Origin of the sequence: Pseudomonas algeriensis, assembly GCF_048847255.1 — a bacterium.
Taxonomy (GTDB): Bacteria; Pseudomonadota; Gammaproteobacteria; order Pseudomonadales; family Pseudomonadaceae; genus Aquipseudomonas.
Map to the genome: position 1 here is coordinate 49424 of NZ_JBKKRK010000007.1, position 17312 is coordinate 66735.

Consider the following 17312-nt stretch of genomic DNA (forward strand, 5'->3'; position numbering starts at 1 on the left):
TCACCGAAAGGTGGGCCCTTTTTTGTTGGGTGCGATTTTCAAAACTTTTTCAAAACTTTTGCAAAACCCCACCTCACAACGCCAATTCGGCACCCACCTCGACGTATTCAATCGTCTGCTCGCCGTGTCCCTTCTGGTAGTGCTTCGTCATCTTTTCGTCAGCATGACCGAGCAGCGCCTGGATGTATTCCTGGGGGAAGTTCTGCTGCTCGTAGAGCCACGCGCCTAAAGCGCGAATCTCGTGAAAAGTGGGGCGCTCTCCTGCTGGCATATAGTCATAGGCGTGCGCCTCGTCCCTGGCCTTGCTGAATTCCTTGGTCAGGTAATCCGGCGTCACAGAGGTCCAGTGATCCTTCGCATTGATCTGCTCTCTGCGCCTCGCCTTTGGCTTGTAATGGATCAAGTAGGGGGAAGCTACTGGTGAGCGTAGGCACTCTCCTACAACCTCGCGTAGGGCTGCGCCCATCTTGATTTTGAGGTGAACCGGATTGCTGTAACCCTGAGTTTTTCCGGGCGAAACGGTCAGCGTGTTTTCATCCATGTTGGCGGCTGATTTCTGCCACGTCACGATGTCCTCGCGCCGCTGGAGGCTTGTTAGCGCTAGGCGGATTGCGCGTTTTAGCCAGGGGGGAGTCGTCGCGGCGTTGATGATTGAGGTCAGCCCTTCGAGCGTGTGACGCTGACGCTTCTTCTCCGCCTCCTTTTTCACCAAGGTCAGCTCTGCCACATTTCGCTCTGCCAGGCCTTTAGCCACGGCGAAAGCAAATATCTGAACCCACAAGCCGCGGTGCTTCGTGTAGGCGTTGTTGCTGAACTGGTCCAGGTATTCAGCCATGGTAAGCACGTTCAATTGCCCAATCAGGCGTTCGCCAAGGTCTCGCTGGTACCGCTGAAGCTTGAACTTGATCTCCTCCAGCGTGCGAGCTGCGTAGCCTTTGTCCTTGAGCCACTCGTCCTGGAAACGCTGCAATAGGATGTTGATCGTCGGCAGACGCTCCCCAGTCAACACGGTGAGTAGCGCGCCGTCGTCGACAACCAGCGCCGACAGTTTCAGATTCGCCGCCCGCGCTAGCTTTATTGCTTCTTCCAAAGGACGGTTGATGCTTGTCACCAATCCGGTGATGGGATTGCGGTACCGCCAATATTTTCCGTTGGGGTAGAGGTTCGGCGGCAACTTTCTGTTTTTCAATATGCGTGGCCGAGCAGCCATTAACCAATCTCCGTCATCTGTGCCAGCAGCGGGTCGTTCGCTCCCATGACTGCTGCTTGTAGGTCAACAAAATACATCCCGCCCTTTATCTCTCCGATCACTTCCCCTTCCTCAATCCACTTTTTTAGTTGCTGCACGCTGGGTTTGCCGCCGGCATAGCGTAGTTTTCTGTACTCGCTCACCTCCATGAGGCGAGGGAGCTTTACTGTCATTTGGGCAATGATTTTTGCCATGATGATGCTCCATGCCGCGCGTAGCGGCGGAAGGTTGTGATGGGTTACGTACTGCGTTTCAAGCACCGTGGAGGGAGGCACTCGCTCCATTTGGACCGTTGGCATGTAGTGATAGATTGGGCGCGGTTTTAGATGCAGCGTTGAGCTAGGGGGGGCGATCTCTTGGGATTAAGCCGAGCACCACATGCTGGGCCTTCGCAAATGTACTTTCCCTTGATGCGACTGTGAGCTCTTTCGTGTGACATCATGGACGTACGTCAGATTGGGGCGTCGGATGGTGCGGTTTGGAGTTTACTGGCTCCTTTTTGTACATGAGATAGAGACGATAAATGGACATACAAAAGTCAAAAAAGGTAAGCGGGCAAACGAGGTTGTTTACGTACGCTTTCTTCCATGCCGGCGCCAGAGCATCGTTAGCGTCGGCGGAAAGCAGTGAAGATGGTCAGGCTTATAATCTTATAAATGCTTTGGTGCTTTCTAGTTTTCTTGTCGAAGCCTATTTTAATCATCTAGGCGAATTGAATGGGTACGCCGAGTGGAATAGAAAAAACAACAGAACCTCCGTCTGGGATAAATACAAGTTGCTTAGAGTCAAGGTGGGTTTGGATGTTTTAAGTATCGACGAAGCCTATCCAGATGCTGCCTCGGCGATTCAATTCCGAAATGAAATGGCTCACGGCAGAACCGAGACGCATATGTTTACGCTCGACTTGCCCGTTTCCATTGGAGGAGAAAACTCGCGGCAAATCGCTGCTGGATGGCAAACGGCACTGACTATCTCAAACGCGAGGAAGTGTTTTGACGCTTGTAAAACTCTGATCTGTGAGCTGCATAGTAGGGCAGGTCTCGGCGAACACCCTTTCCGAAAAATGGCATCCAGTCAGCTGTGGGTCGGCGTTTCAACGGAGGAAGCAGATCCGAACTAAATCTGAGAATAAATGGCCAAGACTCCTCTATTGTGAACGGGTTGGCTAATATAAAAAATGACCCGCCTATCAGGAAGTGTCCGATGAAGAAAGAGTGCGAAAGTAAAATCTCAGGTTTGGTTTTATTTAATGTAATCATTGCTATTGCAATATTGTTGATAGGCGGAATCTTAAGTAATTACTTCTCTAATTTTCCTGCGGTCAGATCTACCGATCAAGCTGTTTGGGGTCAGTTTGGTGATTACTTTGGCGGAGTGTTAAATCCTTTGCTTTCATTCTTTGCGTTAATTGGGCTTATGGTTACACTACGGGCTCAATATGCCGAAAGTAAGAGGTCGGAGAAGCGGCACGAAGAAATGACGTTCGATACTCGGCTCTTTCAATTGTTGACTTTGAGTCATAGCTCAGTCGAGTCAGTAAAGCTTATTCAATATATAGGGGATCGGAAGCACGATGAATTTTCAGGGCATCGTGCTATTGAATATGCTCTTAATAGGTTGCAAGAAGATTATTTCAGCAGGGCTGAGCGCGTCAATGCGGGCCAGATGTACGATAAGTTGGTTCCTGAGTACGCTAGTTGGAAGCTAATATACTGGACGGCAGTGGCCAGTTATGTAGAGTCTATGTTGTTCTTAATTCGTTATGTTATTGAAAACGCACGTGAAGAAAAAAATGTTGAGTTCTCAATGCGTGCTGTATTTGCCCAAATGACATCTGCCGAAAAGCTGCTTTTGTTTTATGTCATGATCTTTTCGCCTAGAGAGAAAATTATATTCTCAAATATTCTGGAAGCGGAATACTTTGCTGGCGCGGCGAAGGACGATCTTTTTAATTATCGGAAGGATTTGCTTCATAGTGCAGTTCTAGCACGGCTCGCCATGAAAAACTACTGAGGTATCACGACCAGACGACTGATCCTCCTCGTCCGGCTCAGAAAACCTGCGTATTTCCCGATCCCCCGAGGAGACGGCTTGATATGCAAAGTGGCGGATTGTTGGCCGTTTTTCCGGGCTTTGAAAATTTTAAGGGCCGCCTTGGTTGGCATCATTTGCTATTAAAAGCTATTACTTATCCGAGCTGACACTGGCCGGAGACCGACATGAGACTGCAAAGCGACGTAGATGCGCTCGCGGCAATCGAGGAGGATGCAAGGGCGATGCTGAAATGGATCGGAATGCCTGACGATGCTCAGAAACTGGCGGTAGTCGTCTTCCTCCGCGAGATCATTGATTTCGCGACCTACACCGAAGCTATGACTCTCATACCCCATGGGTTTGATCTCGAGTGATTCATGGCGCTCCGTGGCGATGGCGCTATGCTGGCATTTTTATAATGGGTGGGGTTGAATAGCCGATCCACGAATGGAATACAGGACGGTTTATGCAGCTCAAGCGCGGCTTCAGCATCCTCGGTTTCGCTATGATTATCGCTATGGCGGCTGGGTGTAAGTCCTACACTGAGAAAGCAGCAGAGGGGTTACCAGACTCCCAAACGGCAGGTATTCGGGCGATAGAGAAGACGCTCACTATTGCCAGCGTAGATGGAGCAGACACCCTGTATGCGTTGTACACGCAGCGTACCCAATATCGCTTGTCCCCAGGAAAACACCGTCTGGAAGTGAAGAAGTGGACGGGAACACGAGCGACGAGGCCAATTTTTCGGGACGTTTACCTAAAAGCCGGGCGTGAGTACGGTCTCAAGTCGATGCCAAGTGAAGACTGGTGGGACTTTAAGATCGAGGATATGGAATCCGGTGAACGGATAGATAAACCGATCACCCCTTAAGGATGGGGCGACGATGGACCCCTACGACCTCCTAGAAGAAGTCAACGACGACCAATCTTTTCTTAGATTTGCCCATGCTTTGATGGCAGATAGAGCGGCAGCCTCGGCAGATAGCGCAGATTGGGAAAACGATACGATAGATGGTTTCTTGGAATCTGCCGTTGCGTGGGCAAAAGCCAGCGACTTTGGTATCAGGCAGGGGCTTGATCCGTCTAACCCTTGGCGTCAGTTTGCGGTTTTTCTGTACTGGGGAAAGATCTATGAATGACCCTTGCGTTTGAGGGCTGTTGGAAAAAAAGCTCCTATTTAGCGTTAAGTGCCAAGTCTCTAAGCCTTCTCTCCGTCGCGTGGTCGAACCGGTCCAGAATTAGGTCGGCTTGATCCCCGGTGATGGCTCCCGCGCAGGTTAGGCCGATCACAAATCCGTGAGCTTTTGCACCGCTTTTGACGGCCAGGATCATCGATCCAGCGGTCTCGATGTCTTTTAGTATCTTCTCAGCGGCGCGCATCGCCCCGGCTGGTAGGTTGAAAGGTTCGTTAGACATTTGGTACTCCGCACACGCAAGTTTGCCCTTCGCCGGGCTGGGGCGTCGTCGCCCTCTGATGCCATCGACCAATTCGACGAAGTAGGGTTTCAGAAATCCTTAGCTTTTGGCGCCTGACGGGGTCGCGTTTCCGATAGGCTGCCCATCTGCCGGCTGGCACGACAAACGGCTCGCCAGCGACCTCATCCTAGGAGGAACCCAACCCGTTTGCCTAGAATCCAATTTGGAAACGGGAGGTGGAAGTGGAATGAAGTGCAGTTGCTGGATTTGTTGGGGCGACGCGTATCGCAAGGGTCTATACGGTGACTGGGATGATGTCACTTGCCTAGAGTGTGGACATTACATAATTAGTCGCCGTTTGTTGAAGGATTACCTAGGTAGTAAATTTGACGTAGAGCGCATGCGAGACACTTTCGCTTTCGTTAGCACTCAGGGTTGCATTCCGCTGGTGCACCGGTACAGCGCCGTATTTGCCCACAAAATGCCGCCACTAAAGCCTTCTGGGAAATTGATCGGCTGGCCTATCACCTTAAACAAGCTGGCAGTACAGCGGGGTGAATAGATGAACTGTCATGGCGAGCCTAAATAGGTATCAAGCGGCTAATCTGACCTGATTCCAAGCGCCGACGGCAGAGAATAGCTTCGCGGCTTGCCCCTCTCCCAGACACACATCGTCGGGTATCGCAATCCAGCCAGACGCCACCAGATGGTTCGGATTGCAGCTATTGCGGAGCTCCAGGTAGTAATGCTCGATAGCATGCGTAAGACTTTCCACCTTGTAGACGCCTTCTGGCGATATCTCCACTGACTTGATGTACTCGGCTCCGCGGTCGTCTCGGCACATGCCGGCGATATAGATCGTCCAGTTGTAGGCGAAATCGAAGATTGCGTTTGCGATTTCAAGCGTTCGGATCTGGCGGCAACTTTTCCAGTTCATCATGACCTGCGTGCCGCTCGGGTCAATGTTTACCACTGCGACATGGTTGGTCCTGAGCAATGCCCGGCATTTTCGTTCGGCGCGGGCGACGTTGTTATTCGCTTTACGTTTGCTCATGGCGTGTCCACCGCTTTGCGTCTCGTCCTCCGCTTGGCGTGAGGCGGCGATTCTCGGTTCCGCTTCAGGATTGTTTCCGGGTCTATCCGGGTGGAGCGGGGCGGTCGTATCGGATTGAAAGGCGGTGCCTCCAATTGAACGACTCGTCCGCCCTTCTGGAGATATTTGGTGATCTGATCATCGATCGACTCTGCATTCCGCCGCTGCAGCTCGATCAGGCTGAGGTGATTGCTAATCATCTTTGCCTCACTTAATTCGGATGGAGCTATCTCCACGTTCCAGGTGCGCCCAGGACGGTTCGGGCAGAAGTTCATGCTCGACGTCTTCACCAGCTTCGATCCGCTTCCGGACGGTGTCGTTGTGATCGCGGATTTCTTTGAGTTTGGCGGCGATAGCGTTCTTATCGGGCGCAATGCTGGTTTTCACGGCAATGAGCTCATCCGGCACGGCGTCCTCGTTGTCCACGATTACCTTCTCTTTGCCGAGGGCCAGGGTAATGGTGAAAAGGGGACGCTTAATGGTTTTGAGATTTGCCGCTTCCATGTTCCGGCGAAGGTAGTCGGTGATCTCGGCCACGCTGTTGTTCTTGATGCGCTTGAGCTCGGTGAGACGCTCAATCTCGTTTTCAATCGCGGCCACATCGCTTTCAATGTTCCGGCGCAGCATGACGACATTGTCGGCCTTCACTTCGAACTCGCCTTGGATCTCTTCCAGGGCGTGCTGTAGGGCCTCTTTAAGTCCCTCATCATCGACGTCGGCCATCGCTTGGATCTCGGCGAGCTTGCCGGAGAGTGCGTATAGCTGGGTCATGCAGCTGACTCCTCTTCGAATTTCGCAGAAAGGTCTTTCAATTCTTTGGCGATGCGCCGGACCGCCGTATCGTCTTTACGCGCGGTCAGGCGTCGAACTGCGTGGTCATGGATCTTTTTGAGTTCTTGCAGCGACTGGGCACCTTGCATCGTCTCGACAACCGACCTGATGTAATCCAGCCGTTCTTGCTTCTGGCGTTCCTCTTCCGCGACCTTGTCTTCAGCTTTGATCATCGCTACCTCATCGCGCACCGCATCGACATAGGCGGCGTCCTCAAAGAGGCCCATGTGGATGTCGGCTGCAAACCCGAGGGGTTGGAGGCACTTGCCGATAGCATCGGTCAGCGACTTTTTCGCGGCCTCCCAATCAGTGACGATCTTCCCCTGTTGGAGATGGACGAAAGGGGTGTGGCCGTAATGCTCGACGGTGCATTTCTGACCATCTTTGCCCACGTACCAGAGCTGAATTTTCAACGTGTGCAGCTTGGCGTTAATGCGTGGAGCGTCCGGCCATTCCTTGGTGGGAGCCTGAAGAGGGCCGCCTTCGTCGAAGCGATCCTCAAGGACTGTCCAACCCCAACCCTCGCCGCACGGGCCGAACACTTCCGTGGCCTTGCGCATCAGGTAGGTGGGTTTAATGGCGGTGCCTTTAAAACCGCCCATGCCAGTGAAATTCTTTGTTGCGCTGGGATCGGTTACGTTGACCTGATCCCAGATGCGGGTATTGGACATAACTATTCTCCGCGCCACCGACGAGGGGCGCTGCGTACAGAGCTGAAGTTATTGGGTGACGCGATCAGCCAGAGCGCTGAGCAACATCAAGAAGAAGCAGAAGGCGATGGTTGAGAAGGATCCACGCCAGATGAGAAGGCGCCGGGCGCGCTGATGGCTGGTCATCTTGGCCGAACCCTCACAGCGATTCGCCGGCCCTGCATGGTTGCTGTGAGGCGCCGTGGGAGATCTGCGACGCGCTCGTCACGACTCCGTCCGATCACCTCATTGAACGGCATGCCATAGCCGATGATGGCTATCCTGCGCTGGATGTCATCCAACTGCTCATCGACCAGCGTTTTTACCGGTGCGGTGCTCATTGTGCCTCCTTGCGCTTGCGACTGATCTTCAGCAGGCGTGCGCTGTAGTGATGGAATTCTTCGGGTGTAATCCCGCCTGACGTGAAGTGGCGGACAATCAGGCCCTCGGCGAGCGTGTCGTCTAAATCTTTGCTTTGAGACTCTTCGAGCGCTGCTAGGGCTTGGTCGATTGCGATGTGAGGACTCACAGTTCGTTGTCCTCTGCTTGAGCAATCAATGCGTCATCAGCCAGGGGCTCAAGTAGCGTTTGAGCGATCTCGCCGCGCTTGCCCAACGGGTGATCGCTCGGGCCAAGGAGCTCAGCGATCGCGTTCTTGTCGGGTCTGCCATTGTCCAAAGAGAGCATCAACCAACCCAGCGCCGGAGAATGCACCTCGCAGTCTGCGAGCCGGTTGTTCACGTGCTCATCGATAGCCAGAGCGAGCTGAGCCCTGGTTACCGTCCGAGGCCGGCGCATACGGCGTTGGACTTTAACGTCCACTCCAGCCAGCAGACTTTCGACGGCGTTGTACAGCCACTCGGCTCGTGCATTTTCCCAGCTGTCCTCGCTAATCATCGAAGGCGACTGGACGATTTTTAATGGTTGGCTGATTTTCAATGCAGCGGTCATAGAGGCCTCCGTCTGGCGAGGTGTTGAACTGAAACCTGGCTGCGGGTTGGCAGCGCGAGGAGTAGCTAGGAGCGCGCTGTAGAGGGCGCGCCGGATGACTTTTCAGTTGTTTTCCCAATGCACCCGGAGGTCCAGGTGCATCAGTGAAAAAAGCTGTATCGCTCGCGCCTCCTACCGGGTCATTCGCCAGTTCGGTCAGCACCTCGTCCGCCGTCGCAGTTCTGCGCGTTGGTAGCCGTTCGGGGCTATCGGATCGCCGGTCGCCAGTAGTCGCGGCGCGATTTTGTTCACCTGACTTCCTCTCGCCCCACAGGTGTGGCCGGGGCTGACCTCCCAGCGTTGGCTGGGTAATCGTTTATGGCGCGCGTTATTAAAGAGCGGCGGGTCTCTTCAGGCCCTGGCGAGTCGTTCACGTCTCGCTGAAGTAAAATTACCGCCGGTAATGCGCGTCGTCAATACCTCCGGTAATGTTTTTTTGATTTCCACTTGGCTCCCTACCGAAGCGCAGTCGAAGGGTGGGATGTCTGTAGAAGGGTTGGCTCGCTCCAGTGTGATTACCGAGTGTTTTATGGGCGTCCGGAAATTCGACTCGAATGATTCGGGCCACCAGGAGGATTGCGAGCGAGAAACTGTTTGGGTAGGGGAGCTGCCAGACACGAAAAAGCCCGCCGAGGCGGGCTTGTTTCCGATGCATCAATTTCGATATTCGTTATTGAGCTATCGGCGTCACTACCACTGGTTGCCGGTTGGACTAAAGATCTCCGCCTCGCCAGATGACCTTGCCGATGATTCGATGTTCGTACGCATCACTGCCGGTGAACACCCGATCAGGGTGGTCAACCTTGTTCTGATTATCACTTCGGATGATCCAGTCGCCACCAGGCGATTTCACAAGACGTTTCACGATTGCCTTTTCGCCGTGCGCCAAGACAAAAACCTGACCGTGGATTGGTTCGACTATGGACAGGTCTACCAACAACACATCTCGGTGATTAATCGTCGGCCACATGCTTTGACCGTCAGCGTAAATCACGATCAATTGCTCGGGCTTCAGGCGCTTAGCTTTTAGCCATTTTCGCTTGAAGGCAAGAGTGGATCTGATTTCTACGTGCGGGTTCTCGCTTCCCAAACCGGCCGCAGCTTTCGCATCGTATTGCGGGATGAAGGCATAGTGATCGTTTCCAATATCACCCTCAGCGGGAAGAGGGGAATTGCTACTAGCTGGAGACTTCACATTCGGCGGCGTGTCTGTACTGAGACGGCTATTGTTCACTGTCGTCGGATCCGACGTCATTGACTCGAGCTGTTTTGCTAGCTCGGGGCTGAATTCAGAAACAGGTACCTGGAGCATCCTGGCGAAAACCACCGCCGCCTTAAGGCTCAGGGCGGTACGGCGGTTCATGAAATGACTGACTGCTCCTTGTGTTACGCCATCGCCTAGTTCGGCTGCGATCTTTTCCTGAGTCAGTTTCAGGGACGAGCGCTTGCGCTGAAAGATCTCCTTCAGGCGGTCACTATCTTCCAATTGCCACTCGGCAAGAGGGAGTCTTCGAGAGTCTTTAGTCATTCCCAAATCATATTACCTGCGGTATTCAAGCGACCAATATCGCCGGTATTGACCGAAAACAATACCGGCGGTCATACTGTCCCCGTGTACCCAACTTGAGGGCGCATCCATGCGTCATTTGACCCTTGCTGAATTCGCTGAAAAACACGGGCACACCAAGGCTGCCGAGCTTCTTGGCCTCACGCAGGGTGGGCTTAGTAAGGCCATCCGTGCTGGTAGGCACGTCACCGTAGCGTGTCATGACGACGGCACTTATTCCGCTACTGAGCGGCGCCCATTTCCTTCACAGAAATCAGCAGCCTAATCCTCCCCACAACTAAGGAGTTTTGCACCGATGGGATTTAAAGACCCCCTCAACCAACGCAGAGACATCGCTCGCAAGATTCGTCTCTATCCGCTCTTGGATCGCCAACTGCAACGTGCCGCCGACAAAAGCCGCCGCGAGTACGCAACCTACCTATTCGAGATGCTTGAGTGGGCCGCCGTAAACGGCGCCATCGAAGCACTGATGCCGGAGGATCTGAAGGATATCGCGGGCTAGAGGCCCTCAGGAGGGCACGATGCAATTTACTGAAGAGAACGTGCCGCCCGAGATCCGAGCCAAGGTTCATCGACTCATGGAAGCAAGAGGGTGGACGTTCGAAGAGGCGGTGAACGAGATCCTGCTTGAGGCAATCGCCTCAGGCGCAACGGCCTTCGTTGGAAGGCGTAAAGCACCGATTTTGACCCTGGTGGGACGGAAGAGGCCCTCAACTGGATAGTTTGAGGCCCTCACTTAGGGCCTGAAGAGGGACTCACTTTCCTCCAGACGTAAAAAACCACCGGACAGGGTGGTTTTTCACAGCGGTACAACAAGAAGCAGAGCAAATGATGCGCTATCCAAATCACTCGATCAATACTCCGGCCAATGTCGCGACACATATTGGCGGTGACGAAAAGGTGTCGCGTAGAACCCTGAACAGTGGCTTGCGTCCGGTTACCCAACGCCGGGCATTGCGAGGTGCAGCGTGAGCATGGGACTTATGGTTGCCGCGATGAAGATTCGTGTTGGCAATCCGTTGCGCAAACTGGTGCTTATCAAACTGGCCGACAACGCCAGTGACCTGGGGGAGTGCTGGCCTTCGTACCAGCATATTGCTGATCAGTGCGAGATCAGCAAGCGCTCTGTCATGAACCACATAGCCGCGCTCTGTGCTTGTGGTTTGCTGCGCAAGGAAGTCAGAAAGGGTGGCCCAAAGGGTAACTCTTCAAACGTCTACTACCTCACCCTAGGTGGTGAACCTTTTGCACCAGGGGTAGTGCAAGAAATTCACCAGGGTAGTGCAGCAGATGCACCCCCTAGTGAATCTGCTGCACCAGGGGGTAGTGCAGGAGCTGCACCCAGAACCAGTCACTCTTTTGAACCAGTCAATGAACCGGTCATTGAACCAAGTGCGACCCAGGCTGCGGCCAAGGTCGCGAAGGGCCAAATCGTTCCGTTCGTTCCCCAGCAACCGCGGTGCGAGATTCCCGCCGACATGCCAGGGCCAAAAGACCAGTCCTGCAAAACCTTCAAGGCTTGGGCGAACTACGCCATGGCCTACCGCAAGCGGTACGACGCATGGCCGGTGTGGAACGCCAAAGTCGCAGGGCAGGTCGGCAAGCTGGTTGACCGCCTTGGGGCCGATGTCGCTCATCACGTCGCCGCGTACTTCCTGACCATCGACGACTCGCGGCTGATCAACGGCTGCCACGGCATCGGTGACCTGCTCACCAAGGCAGAGGCCTATCACACCCAGTGGATGACCAACCGCCGGATGAACCTGACCACGGCTCAGCAGATCGAGCGCAAGCAGGCCAACCTCGCCGCCGGCCAGGACGCTGCTCGCCGGATCATGGATCGCGAAAGGAGGAAAGCCAATGAGTTCATGTGAGCGCATGACCTCCGACCAGATCGCGCAGCTGGCCCTGGCAATCACCGCCACTGCCGAAGTGCTTGGTCAGGCCCTGACCGCAGACGCGGCTGAAATGATGGCTGACGATCTTTCGGAATACCCCGTCCCGGTGGTCGCCAGTGCTCTGAAATCCTGCCGACGGGAGCTGAGCGGAAAGCTGACCTTGGCCGCCATCCTCCAACGCGTCCAGGCTGCCGACGGTCGTCCTGGCAAGGACGAAGCCTGGGCCATCGCGATAGCCACCAGTGATGAGTTTGAGACCGTGGTGCTTACCGATGAGATCCAGCTCGCCCTGGCCGCTGCGAAGCCTGTCCTCGACGCCGGGGACAAGATCGGTGCCCGGATGGCGTTCATCAGCGCCTACGAGCGTTTGGTGAGCCAGGCCCGAGAAGAGGCTAAGCCGGTTAACTGGCATGTCTCTGTGGGCTTTGACGCGAGCCGTCGAATCCAGGCAATCACCAAGGCGATGCAGATGCAGCGCATACCGCAGGAGCGGGGACAGAAGTATCTCGCTGACCTGAGTGTTGAACCGATTACCGAGGACGGACGCGCCTTGGCCGGGTTGATCACTGGAGCAGTAGCCCAACCGGCGCCGAAGCTGCGCGAGAAGCTAGGAATGGTGAAGAAGTCGATGTTGAAAATGCGGGCGGCAAACGCCGAGAAGCAGGATGAAATGCGGATTGAGGCAGCAAGTGAGTTGGCGGATCGCCGGGCATTGTTGATGCGGCAAGTCCAGGAGTTGGAAGCGAGGAGGGCGGCTCAATGACCGACAGAATCAGCGTCAATTGCCAATCCAAACTCACCGAGGCAATCACCAGCCTGACCACTATGTACCGTGAGAAGAAGTATGTGGTCGTGTCCCTCCGCCCAGGAAAGGACCGGACGTTGGACCAGAACGCCCTTTGGTTCGCGATGTACAAGCGGATTGCAGAGATGACCGAGATCGGCGATGCGGCAGACGCTCGTCGCTACTGCAAGCTGCATTTTGGCGTGCAAATCCTGCTCAACGAAGACGCCGGCTTTCAAGCGGCGTGGTACCGGGTTATGCGTCACCTGCCTTACGAGGAAAAGCTCGCAATGATGGGCGACCACAAGTTGTTCGGTCCTGACGGCTTTCCAGTGACAAGTCTGTTCAACCGTGCCCAGGGCATCGCCTACACGGATCGCATCGCCACGTATTTCACGCGCCAAGGCGTGGTGTTCTCCGATTTGCTGAGCGAGGAGGCGGCATGACGACTTTCGAGGAAATCTGCCGGTGCCCAACTGCCAACCACCGATTCTGGTCGGAAAGGGCTCGCTTGAATCTTGCCTGCTATCGATACAACGGAGCGAGCTCGGCAGATCGCCGATTGGAGCGCGCCGGGTTCCTCAGGAATAAGGCTCATCGCCGCGCGCAGACATACCTGATGCGGATGGAGGCGCCGATGGACCAATTTGAGGTGGCTGCATGATTGCAAAGCAGCCCAAGCCGAAGAAGTGCAAGAACCCTGCATGCGGCGTCAGCTTTCCGCCAAGACGTTTAGGCCAAGTGGTTTGCAGCCCGGCATGTGCAGTCGCTTTGGTCCAAGTCAAACGGGAGCAGGAACGTAAGTCACTGGCCCAGCTAGAGCGCCGAGCGATCAAAGCCGCCAAGGAGCGAATCAAATCACGCTCTCAGCACATGAAGGAAGCGCAGGTCGCGTTCAATGCCTGGGTTCGACTGCGCGATGCAAGGCTTCCCTGCGTGAGCTGTGGCCGGCACCACAACGGGCAATGGCACGCAGGTCATTACCGCACAGTTGGAGGCAGCCCCGAGCTTCGCTTTGAGCCGCTGAACGTCTGGCGTCAGTGCGCGCCGTGCAACAACCACCAGTCCGGCAACATCGTGAACTACCGAATCGAGCTGGTGAAACGGATTGGTGAAGAAAAGGTGGCTTGGTTAGAAGGGCCTCATCAGCCCCGCAAGTACACCATCGAAGAGTTGAAGACCATCAAGGCCGAGTATCGAGCAAAGGCCAGAGAACTGAAGAGGGCCGCAGCATGACCTATCGCAACGTTATTTCCGCAGTCGTCCGGGCGTTGGCCGCCGAAACCATCAGCTCAGCAGGGGGATGCGACTTTGAACCCAAAGTGCAAAGTGATAAGCACACTGGCGAGATGGTGGGTAGGGATGCGGCGTTTCTCACTGACTGCTGGGTATTTGGACGACTTCATAGATCTCTTTCTCCCGCGCAATGGCGTGTGTTAGTGGCGAAGTACTCCACCCACACCGAGCGCAAACACACCGCCATCGCTGAGCTGACAAAGACTGTGCGCTCACCAGCACCTGAGCGATTTAGACACTGTGCGATCGTTACATGGGCGTTACCCAAGCCAGCTGGAGTCAGTGGCAAACGTTCGACAAGCGTGCTGCCAGCAGCGTGGTACGAGATGGATAATTGGTCCGAAGAGCCTCATCCGATCAAGACGCAGGAGCGGTGGCGGAGGGATATACGTAAGGCGCTGGAACGCGAAGTTGATGAGGCTTTAGTTGCTGCCCAAACGCTGTTGGATGCAGAGGGACTTATTGAAACAAAAGCCGCTTGACTTGACTTGAGCCAATGAGCCATTATTTACCCATCCTGCCGTTCCTGCGTATTGATAGGGATGAAAAGAGCCCAGCCATAGATGCTGGGCTTTTTGTTTTTAAGATTGACTGGTTGATAGGTTGGACTGCTAAAATCTGGCGCCGATACTATGGTTCGGCCGAAACATTGCCGATTAGCGGGAGAAAATGAGAGAAGAGTTTGAAGCTGTACGTAAGCCCCATGAGCTCGCTAGATCCAAGCATGGCTATTTAGACGCAGCAACTGAGCGTGGGTGGGTCCTCTGGCAGAGGGCTTGGCATGCAGCAATGTCAATTAGATGCCCAATACTCTCGCAACAACCAGATACTGCGAATTTGACTGAAGAAGAAATTGATTTTCGTCAAAAAGCTATTCCAATAGTTTACTGAACCTCCTCTTTAAAGCAGGTCGAGCACTATCGAGGATCTCTACATCCGCAGAGGCCTTTTCGTTTCCGGCTCCACCACACCCATTGCCCTGGTGGGTACCGTTGGGGCTGACTTACACAGAGTCCCTATGGCTTTTGCTTCGGCAATGCGCAAATTGCGGGGGCTCATTCGTACCTGTATCCCGCTGGCCGTCTCCAAAAGGCTTGTATATTTCTGAAGTAACCCTGGACTCAGTCGAGCTCGCCATAGGCTCAGCCACTTGGTTGACCGGTGCTGGGAACGTGGCGCTCGGTAGTTCCATATGGTTAAGCTTGGCGCCTGCAGAAATCGTATCGAAGTCAGTTACGCTGCGCGGCTGAAATCGACAGCGGTCTGAAACTTCCGCGGGAGTTGTACTGGCCGGCTGACCATGAGACGTTCTCGCATCAGCTTCGGAACGTTCACTAGAGGCCGGGACACCAGCCGTGTAATTCTCGTCTAGCCACGCTACCAACTGCACTGCGCGATAGGGGGGTCGCCCTGGAGCCGCTTCCAACCGTAGCGCAATGCGTTCCCTGTTCATGTCGTTGACCTGGAATCCACGCAGAACAAGATATTGATCAATAAAATCTTCGACATCCCACGCCTCGGTGATCGAGGCGAAGATGCCCTCGATCTTTCCGGAGTAGCGCTTTTTATCTGAACGTTCCCAAGGCATGATGTAGACCTTTAATATCAGAATGATACTGTGGTGGCATGCGGTGTGCTTGGCAATATGTCATTCTCGCGAGCAATTACTGGCCAATGACGGCTGAAGAAAGATCACCTGTCCTCCTCATTCCCTGCGCAGCTAATGTGTTGCGTTTTGCGTACCGAGGGGAAAGATTCCAGCGGACATTTGAGACTCCATGGCTCCGTGCTACTGTTCTGACAGCTGACAATAGTTGAGCGTGCAACATCACGCTGAAAGATACTCCACATGCTATCGCTGCGAGTGTCCAGGCATCGCCGTCACTCATCTGGCTTGCAGTGTGAAGCGTGACCCTTTTTACGCCGCCGAACACATAGTGGATCTCGTAAGTGTTAAGAGTTTGCACCTTCAGCTGGCTCCTATTAGGCAGTCGCTAGCTATGCTTAAGTTTCTGACCCATTAGGGGTTTTACCGCTCGACCGCTTAGGGGCCGACGCGCTCAGAAATAGATTGCGCAAACTTAAAAAAATTCAGTGCGGCCGCCTTTCCGCATAATCACTAGTCCCTGATCAGCTCGGCCTTCGCCGAGTTTCGTATATATCCCCCCGAAAGGGAGGAAGCTGAGATACCGAAGATGCCAGACAAACCAGACACTTGGGCGATAGCGCTTGCGTGGTTGAGCCAGCATTCGCCAATCCTCTATGCGGCTGCGTTGTCCTGCGCTATGGCCGTCCTGCGAATCACGTACGGTGGTGGCACAAGGCGCCAGATGATCGTAGAGGGCGCCATCTGTGGCGGCCTGGCCCTGACGATCATCAGCGGACTTGAGTTCTTCTCGCTGCCCCAGAGCATGGCGACATTCGTTGGTGGCTGGGTTGGTTTCCTTGGGGTGGAGAAGATTCGCTCCATTGCTGACCGGGTGACTGATTTCAAGCTTCCTGGCCGCAAGGCCGAGTAGCGCGATACACGTTTCGCGCATCAGCAAACTGTGTCGCGATATGGGGCAAAACCACTACCACGTGGTGTATTGATCATGAAGCTGCTTGAGAGCGCCCTGATATACGGAGGCAGTGAGTTTAGACCTGAGCCTTCGCATGACGTCCTGAGCGGTAGAGCTTACCTTCTCGGTGTTTCTCCCGGTTCGCTCCGCCCATGCAGATGCTGCCTTCAATACAGCTTTTTCATCAATGCGCTGGGACACCTGTTCATTTCCTTTTTGAACACAGCTGATCTTAGTTGAACGGGCGGGATGGGGAGAAATGAATCGACCAATGCCGCCAGCAGCTTTACTCGACCTGTCCGATCTTCCCGGCCTAGGCATGCGCCTGGTCCCTGCGCCAGAAGTGTGGGAATGGCTCCAAGCAGAGATCCTTGCCGACACCGGTAGCATTTACAATTTAGACCATGCCCACCTATTGGATGCAGACGTCCGGGTTATGTGGGCGTCGTCGAGCTTCAACAAGCAGGGCCGCACAGTCCTGGGCCAGGCCGAGCTAGTGGCGTTCCGTGCCGGTGGCTGGCAGAAGGCCCGGATGGAGCAGCAGATGCGTGATTGGTTCGGCGATGTGCCGAGCTTCATCATCACCTTGGCCGCCGATTACTGCGCCCAATGCAGCGATCTAGAGTTCTGCGCACTCATTGAACACGAGCTGTATCACCTAGCTCACGCGACCGACAAATACGGTCAACCAGCATTCACTCAAGACGGGAAGCCGAAGATCAAGCTTCGAGGCCACGACGTGGAAGAGTTCGTTGGTGTGGTCCGCCGCTACGGCGCTACGCCTGACGTTCAAGCTCTGGTGGATGCTGCAAACAACCCTGCCGAGGTGGGGAAACTGAACATAGCGAGGGCCTGCGGAACTTGTCTCCTCAAGTCGGCCTGACACTTGACCAGACTTTGACGG

The 17312-nt window shown here is 54.5% G+C and carries 28 protein-coding genes; 16 read left to right on the forward strand and 12 right to left on the reverse strand.

The window, feature by feature from the left end; translation table 11 throughout:
* Nucleotides 1–73: 73 nt before the first annotated feature.
* Entirely contained in the window at nt 74–1210 is a 1137-nt protein-coding gene (locus tag ACLK1G_RS12450) for a tyrosine-type recombinase/integrase (protein WP_420765696.1), read from the reverse strand.
* Entirely contained in the window at nt 1210–1443 is a 234-nt protein-coding gene (locus ACLK1G_RS12455) for a hypothetical protein (protein ID WP_420765697.1), read from the reverse strand. Before ACLK1G_RS12455 ends, ACLK1G_RS12450 begins: the two co-directional genes overlap by 1 nt.
* Before the next feature lie 329 nt (nt 1444–1772).
* Between ACLK1G_RS12455 and ACLK1G_RS12460 the strand changes: the two genes are divergently transcribed.
* The 5 genes from ACLK1G_RS12460 (at nt 1773) to ACLK1G_RS12480 (ending at nt 4422) form a co-directional block, all read left to right on the forward strand.
* Entirely contained in the window at nt 1773–2369 is a 597-nt protein-coding gene (locus tag ACLK1G_RS12460; RefSeq protein ID WP_420765698.1) for a hypothetical protein, read from the forward strand.
* 83 nt (nt 2370–2452) lie between these two features.
* Complete coding sequence (locus tag ACLK1G_RS12465) at nt 2453–3262, forward strand: hypothetical protein (protein ID WP_420765699.1); 810 nt, start codon at nt 2453–2455, stop codon at nt 3260–3262.
* 206 nt (nt 3263–3468) lie between these two features.
* A complete protein-coding gene (locus tag ACLK1G_RS12470) occupies nt 3469–3657 on the forward strand; it encodes a hypothetical protein (RefSeq protein WP_420765700.1) in 189 nt (62 codons plus the stop codon).
* Between the two features lie 92 nt (nt 3658–3749).
* Entirely contained in the window at nt 3750–4154 is a 405-nt protein-coding gene (locus ACLK1G_RS12475; RefSeq protein WP_420765701.1) for a hypothetical protein, read from the forward strand.
* A 13-nt stretch (nt 4155–4167) separates the two neighbouring features.
* The gene (locus ACLK1G_RS12480; protein ID WP_420765702.1) at nt 4168–4422 is read left to right on the forward strand and encodes a DUF7660 family protein; all 255 of its coding nucleotides are present in this window, start codon (nt 4168–4170) and stop codon (nt 4420–4422) included.
* 34 nt (nt 4423–4456) lie between these two features.
* Here the strand turns inward: ACLK1G_RS12480 and ACLK1G_RS12485 are convergent, their stop codons facing one another.
* The 8 genes from ACLK1G_RS12485 to ACLK1G_RS12520 form a co-directional block, all read right to left on the reverse strand.
* A complete protein-coding gene (locus ACLK1G_RS12485; RefSeq protein ID WP_420765703.1) occupies nt 4457–4699 on the reverse strand; it encodes a hypothetical protein in 243 nt (80 codons plus the stop codon).
* Between the two features lie 592 nt (nt 4700–5291).
* Nucleotides 5292–5753, reverse strand: coding sequence for a hypothetical protein (locus ACLK1G_RS12490; RefSeq protein ID WP_420765704.1), 462 nt, complete (start codon nt 5751–5753; stop codon nt 5292–5294).
* A 246-nt stretch (nt 5754–5999) separates the two neighbouring features.
* A complete protein-coding gene (locus ACLK1G_RS12495) occupies nt 6000–6563 on the reverse strand; it encodes a siphovirus Gp157 family protein (protein ID WP_420765705.1) in 564 nt (187 codons plus the stop codon).
* On the reverse strand, nt 6560–7294 hold the full coding sequence (locus ACLK1G_RS12500) for a hypothetical protein (RefSeq protein WP_198795953.1): 735 nt from the start codon (nt 7292–7294) through the stop codon (nt 6560–6562). Before ACLK1G_RS12500 ends, ACLK1G_RS12495 begins: the two co-directional genes overlap by 4 nt.
* A 161-nt stretch (nt 7295–7455) precedes the next feature.
* Nucleotides 7456–7653: a hypothetical protein gene (locus ACLK1G_RS12505; protein WP_420765706.1), complete on the reverse strand. Its 198-nt coding sequence runs from the start codon at nt 7651–7653 to the stop codon at nt 7456–7458.
* Nucleotides 7650–7841 carry a hypothetical protein gene (locus ACLK1G_RS12510; protein WP_030142000.1) on the reverse strand — a complete coding sequence of 64 codons (192 nt, stop codon included), beginning with the start codon at nt 7839–7841 and terminating at the stop codon, nt 7650–7652. Before ACLK1G_RS12510 ends, ACLK1G_RS12505 begins: the two co-directional genes overlap by 4 nt.
* Nucleotides 7838–8263 carry a hypothetical protein gene (locus ACLK1G_RS12515; protein ID WP_420765707.1) on the reverse strand — a complete coding sequence of 142 codons (426 nt, stop codon included), beginning with the start codon at nt 8261–8263 and terminating at the stop codon, nt 7838–7840. Before ACLK1G_RS12515 ends, ACLK1G_RS12510 begins: the two co-directional genes overlap by 4 nt.
* A 751-nt stretch (nt 8264–9014) precedes the next feature.
* Nucleotides 9015–9830 carry a LexA family transcriptional regulator gene (locus ACLK1G_RS12520; protein WP_420765708.1) on the reverse strand — a complete coding sequence of 272 codons (816 nt, stop codon included), beginning with the start codon at nt 9828–9830 and terminating at the stop codon, nt 9015–9017.
* A gap of 109 nt (nt 9831–9939) precedes the next feature.
* On the opposite strand from ACLK1G_RS12520, the gene ACLK1G_RS12525 reads away from it, so the two are divergent.
* From ACLK1G_RS12525 to ACLK1G_RS25850, 9 genes are all read left to right on the forward strand, one after another.
* Nucleotides 9940–10134: a Cro/CI family transcriptional regulator gene (locus tag ACLK1G_RS12525; RefSeq protein WP_420765709.1), complete on the forward strand. Its 195-nt coding sequence runs from the start codon at nt 9940–9942 to the stop codon at nt 10132–10134.
* Between the two features lie 30 nt (nt 10135–10164).
* A complete protein-coding gene (locus ACLK1G_RS12530) occupies nt 10165–10371 on the forward strand; it encodes a hypothetical protein (protein ID WP_030141993.1) in 207 nt (68 codons plus the stop codon).
* A 19-nt stretch (nt 10372–10390) separates the two neighbouring features.
* Entirely contained in the window at nt 10391–10591 is a 201-nt protein-coding gene (locus ACLK1G_RS12535; RefSeq protein WP_420765710.1) for a hypothetical protein, read from the forward strand.
* A gap of 246 nt (nt 10592–10837) precedes the next feature.
* Entirely contained in the window at nt 10838–11743 is a 906-nt protein-coding gene (locus ACLK1G_RS12540; RefSeq protein WP_420765711.1) for a helix-turn-helix domain-containing protein, read from the forward strand.
* Nucleotides 11744–11747: 4 nt separating this feature from the next.
* Nucleotides 11748–12530: a hypothetical protein gene (locus tag ACLK1G_RS12545; RefSeq protein ID WP_420765712.1), complete on the forward strand. Its 783-nt coding sequence runs from the start codon at nt 11748–11750 to the stop codon at nt 12528–12530.
* Complete coding sequence (locus ACLK1G_RS12550) at nt 12527–12997, forward strand: NinB/YbcN family protein (RefSeq protein ID WP_420765713.1); 471 nt, start codon at nt 12527–12529, stop codon at nt 12995–12997. Before ACLK1G_RS12545 ends, ACLK1G_RS12550 begins: the two co-directional genes overlap by 4 nt.
* A gap of 214 nt (nt 12998–13211) precedes the next feature.
* Entirely contained in the window at nt 13212–13787 is a 576-nt protein-coding gene (locus tag ACLK1G_RS12555) for a recombination protein NinG (protein ID WP_165887392.1), read from the forward strand.
* On the forward strand, nt 13784–14329 hold the full coding sequence (locus ACLK1G_RS12560; protein WP_420765714.1) for a hypothetical protein: 546 nt from the start codon (nt 13784–13786) through the stop codon (nt 14327–14329). The genes ACLK1G_RS12555 and ACLK1G_RS12560 overlap by 4 nt, the downstream gene beginning before the upstream one ends.
* 187 nt (nt 14330–14516) lie before the next feature.
* On the forward strand, nt 14517–14738 hold the full coding sequence (locus tag ACLK1G_RS25850; protein ID WP_489685931.1) for a phiTE_015 family protein: 222 nt from the start codon (nt 14517–14519) through the stop codon (nt 14736–14738).
* A gap of 112 nt (nt 14739–14850) precedes the next feature.
* Here the strand turns inward: ACLK1G_RS25850 and ACLK1G_RS12565 are convergent, their stop codons facing one another.
* Together ACLK1G_RS12565 and ACLK1G_RS12570 are read right to left on the reverse strand one after the other, a co-directional pair.
* A complete protein-coding gene (locus ACLK1G_RS12565) occupies nt 14851–15435 on the reverse strand; it encodes a hypothetical protein (protein ID WP_420765715.1) in 585 nt (194 codons plus the stop codon).
* 76 nt (nt 15436–15511) lie between these two features.
* Nucleotides 15512–15814: a DUF6555 family protein gene (locus ACLK1G_RS12570; RefSeq protein ID WP_420765716.1), complete on the reverse strand. Its 303-nt coding sequence runs from the start codon at nt 15812–15814 to the stop codon at nt 15512–15514.
* A gap of 219 nt (nt 15815–16033) precedes the next feature.
* On the opposite strand from ACLK1G_RS12570, the gene ACLK1G_RS12575 reads away from it, so the two are divergent.
* Nucleotides 16034–16366 carry a phage holin, lambda family gene (locus tag ACLK1G_RS12575; RefSeq protein WP_420765921.1) on the forward strand — a complete coding sequence of 111 codons (333 nt, stop codon included), beginning with the start codon at nt 16034–16036 and terminating at the stop codon, nt 16364–16366.
* A gap of 301 nt (nt 16367–16667) precedes the next feature.
* Nucleotides 16668–17291, forward strand: a complete 624-nt coding sequence (locus ACLK1G_RS12580) for a putative metallopeptidase (RefSeq protein ID WP_420765717.1) — start codon at nt 16668–16670, stop codon at nt 17289–17291.
* Nucleotides 17292–17312: the final 21 nt, after the last annotated feature.

Coding starts and splice junctions, on each gene's coding strand:
- ACLK1G_RS12450 (WP_420765696.1), bottom strand. CDS start 1,210: ATGGCTGCTCGGCCACGCATATTGAAAAACAGAAAGTTGCCGCCGAAC.
- ACLK1G_RS12525 (WP_420765709.1), top strand. CDS start 9,940: ATGCGTCATTTGACCCTTGCTGAATTCGCTGAAAAACACGGGCACACC.
- ACLK1G_RS12485 (WP_420765703.1), bottom strand. CDS start 4,699: ATGTCTAACGAACCTTTCAACCTACCAGCCGGGGCGATGCGCGCCGCT.
- ACLK1G_RS12535 (WP_420765710.1), top strand. CDS start 10,391: ATGCAATTTACTGAAGAGAACGTGCCGCCCGAGATCCGAGCCAAGGTT.
- ACLK1G_RS12475 (WP_420765701.1), top strand. CDS start 3,750: ATGCAGCTCAAGCGCGGCTTCAGCATCCTCGGTTTCGCTATGATTATC.
- ACLK1G_RS12530 (WP_030141993.1), top strand. CDS start 10,165: ATGGGATTTAAAGACCCCCTCAACCAACGCAGAGACATCGCTCGCAAG.
- ACLK1G_RS12460 (WP_420765698.1), top strand. CDS start 1,773: ATGGACATACAAAAGTCAAAAAAGGTAAGCGGGCAAACGAGGTTGTTT.
- ACLK1G_RS12495 (WP_420765705.1), bottom strand. CDS start 6,563: ATGACCCAGCTATACGCACTCTCCGGCAAGCTCGCCGAGATCCAAGCG.
- ACLK1G_RS12505 (WP_420765706.1), bottom strand. CDS start 7,653: ATGAGCACCGCACCGGTAAAAACGCTGGTCGATGAGCAGTTGGATGAC.
- ACLK1G_RS25850 (WP_489685931.1), top strand. CDS start 14,517: ATGAGAGAAGAGTTTGAAGCTGTACGTAAGCCCCATGAGCTCGCTAGA.
- ACLK1G_RS12560 (WP_420765714.1), top strand. CDS start 13,784: ATGACCTATCGCAACGTTATTTCCGCAGTCGTCCGGGCGTTGGCCGCC.
- ACLK1G_RS12480 (WP_420765702.1), top strand. CDS start 4,168: ATGGACCCCTACGACCTCCTAGAAGAAGTCAACGACGACCAATCTTTT.
- ACLK1G_RS12515 (WP_420765707.1), bottom strand. CDS start 8,263: ATGACCGCTGCATTGAAAATCAGCCAACCATTAAAAATCGTCCAGTCG.
- ACLK1G_RS12580 (WP_420765717.1), top strand. CDS start 16,668: ATGAATCGACCAATGCCGCCAGCAGCTTTACTCGACCTGTCCGATCTT.
- ACLK1G_RS12490 (WP_420765704.1), bottom strand. CDS start 5,753: ATGAGCAAACGTAAAGCGAATAACAACGTCGCCCGCGCCGAACGAAAA.
- ACLK1G_RS12465 (WP_420765699.1), top strand. CDS start 2,453: ATGAAGAAAGAGTGCGAAAGTAAAATCTCAGGTTTGGTTTTATTTAAT.
- ACLK1G_RS12500 (WP_198795953.1), bottom strand. CDS start 7,294: ATGTCCAATACCCGCATCTGGGATCAGGTCAACGTAACCGATCCCAGC.
- ACLK1G_RS12470 (WP_420765700.1), top strand. CDS start 3,469: ATGAGACTGCAAAGCGACGTAGATGCGCTCGCGGCAATCGAGGAGGAT.
- ACLK1G_RS12565 (WP_420765715.1), bottom strand. CDS start 15,435: ATGCCTTGGGAACGTTCAGATAAAAAGCGCTACTCCGGAAAGATCGAG.
- ACLK1G_RS12550 (WP_420765713.1), top strand. CDS start 12,527: ATGACCGACAGAATCAGCGTCAATTGCCAATCCAAACTCACCGAGGCA.
- ACLK1G_RS12555 (WP_165887392.1), top strand. CDS start 13,212: ATGATTGCAAAGCAGCCCAAGCCGAAGAAGTGCAAGAACCCTGCATGC.
- ACLK1G_RS12455 (WP_420765697.1), bottom strand. CDS start 1,443: ATGGCAAAAATCATTGCCCAAATGACAGTAAAGCTCCCTCGCCTCATG.
- ACLK1G_RS12545 (WP_420765712.1), top strand. CDS start 11,748: ATGACCTCCGACCAGATCGCGCAGCTGGCCCTGGCAATCACCGCCACT.
- ACLK1G_RS12520 (WP_420765708.1), bottom strand. CDS start 9,830: ATGACTAAAGACTCTCGAAGACTCCCTCTTGCCGAGTGGCAATTGGAA.